This window comes from Virgibacillus sp. M23, assembly GCF_034190895.1.
Taxonomy (GTDB): domain Bacteria; phylum Bacillota; class Bacilli; order Bacillales; family Amphibacillaceae; genus Virgibacillus; species Virgibacillus salarius.
Genome location: NZ_JAWDHA010000236.1, coordinates 1 through 470 on the forward strand (window position 1 = coordinate 1; position 470 = coordinate 470).

At 49.1% G+C, this 470-nt stretch carries 2 pseudogenes; both read left to right on the forward strand.

Annotation, left to right across the window (positions count from 1 at the left end):
* Positions 1 to 339 (forward strand): annotated as a pseudogene (locus RVS70_RS22280) (DUF72 domain-containing protein); the annotation flags it as partial.
* A 17-nt stretch (positions 340 to 356) separates the two neighbouring features.
* A pseudogene (locus RVS70_RS22285) lies at positions 357 to 470 on the forward strand (hypothetical protein); the annotation flags it as partial.

A 470-nucleotide genomic window follows, 5' to 3' on the forward strand; every position in this document is an offset into this window, starting at 1 on the left:
GATGAACCGCAAATCGGAGAAGTCAGCGTTCCGACTGTGCTGCGCGCGACCGATGAAAACAAAACGCTCGTCAGGTTTCACGGACGCAACTAGCAGGGCTGGATGAAGCCTGACTGCGGGAAAAACTGGCGCGAGGTCAGGTACCTATACCGCTACAACCAACAGGAGCTGGAGGATTGGAAAAAGCACCTGAATGAATTGCAGCAGCAATGTAAGGATGTTTTTGTCCTGTTCAACAATAATTCCGGCGGTGACGCGGCGGATAACGGCAAGCAGATGCTTGAACTGCTTGATATCGAGTACAGCGGACTTGCTCCGAGACAGCTCGATTTATTTTAGAAAAGAGGTTTTTACTGATGTCGTTTGTGATGTTGGTCTTCCTGGGATTAATCTCAGGTACGGTAGGAAGTCTGATCGGTCTTGGCGGCGGAATTGTCATTGTGACGTCTATGATGTTTTTAAGCACAGTG